Annotated in this window: 2 protein-coding genes; both read right to left on the bottom strand. The window is 36.9% G+C overall.

Annotated features, from left to right (window positions below):
• The coding region (locus tag HMPREF9065_RS03595) for a calcium-binding protein (protein ID WP_033002602.1) at window positions 1–2,134 on the bottom strand (2,134 nt) is incomplete at its 3' end.
• Window positions 2,135–2,153: 19 nt separating this feature from the next.
• The gene (locus HMPREF9065_RS03600) at window positions 2,154–2,552 is read right to left on the bottom strand and encodes a hypothetical protein (RefSeq protein WP_198009768.1); all 399 of its coding nucleotides are present in this window, start codon (window positions 2,550–2,552) and stop codon (window positions 2,154–2,156) included.
• Between the last annotated feature and the right edge of the window lie 497 nt (window positions 2,553–3,049).

The raw sequence follows: 3,049 nt of genomic DNA, 5'->3' as shown, positions 1-3,049 counted from the left end.
CGTCACCGTCTAAATCTAACGCAAGCGGATCATACACTTCATAGTGCCGTCCGCCTTGGTTTGGAGAAGGTCGGTTTGGGTTGGGAGAAGATCTGTCCGGGTTACCACCATGATTGTGATTACCGGTTCCTGTGCTGTTGTCGCTTCCGCTGCTATTTCCACTGCCGCTGTCCATATCTGCCCCTTGGCCTCGCACATCCGCCTGGTGATTACCGCCCCATCCCCCTCCACTATTTTGTCTCGCTTGATTAAGGTAAATTCTTGAATACATGCCATCATATACCTCGACATCCGTCAATCCGATATTGAGCATGCCGTTGATAAAGTTATTGATGACCACTTTATGCCCCGTATCCGCTTCTGTAATCGTTAAGCGCTTTGCTGTCATTACATGAGATTGTAGACCACCATTCCAATAAGATTTTGAAACATAAGGTTTAAATGCCGTTTTTCCTATTCTTTTCACATCCACCATTCTTGGTTGTTCTACATCAAAATAATATATCACCTTCTCTGCGCTATCTTTTAATGTGAAAAGGGCTGAGCCGTTGCCATCGTCAACTTTCTCCAAAAAACCGAACAATTTATTGGTTCCCCCATTTGGGTTACCGTTGCCAAAATCAAAATGGAGATCATAAAGTAGCGTAAATACCTGCCCCGGAGGAAGCCCTTGCGGATTAAAACGAGGAATATGAATACCTCTCTCATTTTCTTTCTTCAAATCCTCCGCTGTTTTCATTTGATAATCTTTGCGTAAAAAATGAATTTTACCTACTCCATCCGAATCAATAATCACGTCGTTATCACCGATATAATATGTGTCATACCCTTTACCACCGTTCAAAATGTCATTGCCTGCGCCACCGTTAAGAATGTCATTATTTCCCGAACCGCTTGAGGATTCATTTGAAGAGGAAGACGCTGAATCCGTTGTGTAATCACCATACAACACATCATTGCCTCTGCCGCCATAAAGCTCATCATCACCGCCTTTGCCTATAAGGATGTCGTTGCCGTCTCCGCCTAAAAAAAGATCATTATTGTTCGTGCCTGTAATTCGATCATCTCCGTCTCCTGTAACATAGGCTATGCCATTTTTGACATATTCGGAAAGCGGATTGTCTAATTTTGCAAAATTAGATGCAGATGACGTTCCGCCTATAATACTACTCCCGTTTATAGATAACCCTAAAAGATTGAGGGATCCTTTCTCAACCTTCGGATTAGAAATATCGATCGTCACTTCTTTTCCTAAAATTTTTCTTATAATTTTAGTACCAGAAATCACATCATTTTTGCCCTTTCCATTTTCATCTGCCGAACCATAAATAATCGGCTTGCCTTGATAAAGATGTTTAATCGATCCGCTATCCCATAATTTGTTAATAAGTCTATTTAAATGGATATAATTGGATGCGCCGTTAAAAAGGCTCCAATAACTCTTCTTATCTTTTTCTTTTTCAAATGCAGTTGAAGTTAATGTGTAGGTATCTATTTTACCTGTAAATGTAATAGTCACCGTTTTACCAATTCCTGATGGATCAATAACAGTTTCTAATCCGGGATTAACTAAATTAGACCATCCGCCTCCAATGAAATCAAAGTCATCAATCATTTCACCTGACTTATCTACTCGCCCGGGTTCAATACCAAATCCTTCAATTCTACGTTCTCCATTTTTATTAATGATAAAACGTGCTGTATCGCTAATTTTATAAGATGTACTATTCCATACATAAGCTCGCTCCAGCAGATCATCTTTTCCATCATCATAAAAACCCAGCGTTTTATTTGCACCGGCAAACATGCCATTTATTCCTTTTCCATTACTATCTATATATCCTAAGATTTTTAGGATTTCTTGCTTACTATATTCGCCCTCCGCTAAGTTAGAAAGAATAGCTTCTTCTCTATTCATTGCAACAATGTCATTTTTTTGAGTAAAGAAGGCAGATACAATACTAAAATCGGAGGCATTAACAAATCTTCCCGGACCTTTCATGAACTCTTTTTTATCTACCGAAATAGTAGTTCCTTTTTGTGATATGAGGTTCTCATCCAATCTATTATCAATAACCTGATCATTTTTATATAAATACTCATTAGTAATACGCTCTACTGTCGGTAATGCCATTTCTTTTTCCTCCAATCAATTATTGACTAAAATAACTCATTTCACCACAAGTATCGAATTCTAGTATAAGACCAAATTTAGATGGTTCAACATCTTCCTCATAGTTTAAAAGATAAGCTACGTGAACATAACCATAAGACTTGCCTTGTTTTCTAATAGATAAATCTTGTGTAAATCCTTCATGAGCCGTTCTCTCAACCGAACAACAATTAGGGTTTATTTTTTTGAATTCTTCAACTGTCTTATACGGTATTATATGTAACCGTCTTCCTTCCACTGTTACTTGCGTAGAAGGAGATATAGTTAATAAAAACTTAATAGCTCTATCAATTAATTCTTGCTCTGAATATAACTGAGAAATATTCGCACCTTTCTTTTCGCAATATCCTAACACATTAACAAAGCCCTTAAATTCCATATGAAGAAAAGGCAATAACAACAACATAAAATAATATCGTTTTTTTACTTTTCTCATTTTATTGATTATTTTGATTATCATTTAAATATTTTACCCTTGCTACGTACCATTTTGGCAAATGGGAGGCTCTCTTTGATGTATAAAATTTCACGGCATTCCTACCATAGAAACACTGTTAACCTAGAAATTATAAACAAGCACAAAAAACAATCAACACAAAGAAACCAAAACTGTGATCCAAATCTCAACGTAGCGTGCAACTTGTTGCACGAATAAAAGGTGTTAATAAACTAATTTAGTCTGAAAAGTGCGGTGGTTTTGATGGGTATTTTTATACGTTTAATAAATTTGATGGGTTATATTTTCGTGCATCAAGATACACGCTACGGTCTCAATGTAGCGTGTAACTTGTTGAATAAATCATGGTATGGATAAAATAACAACATCATATTTTACATGCTTCGTTAGGCTTTTATTCCACGCCCGATTTCATCATC

It is taken from the genome of Aggregatibacter sp. oral taxon 458 str. W10330 (assembly GCF_000466335.1).
Taxonomy (GTDB): domain Bacteria; phylum Pseudomonadota; class Gammaproteobacteria; order Enterobacterales; family Pasteurellaceae; genus Aggregatibacter.
Note: the sequence above shows the minus strand (reverse complement) of the source record. Positions and strands in the feature narration are given on the sequence as shown.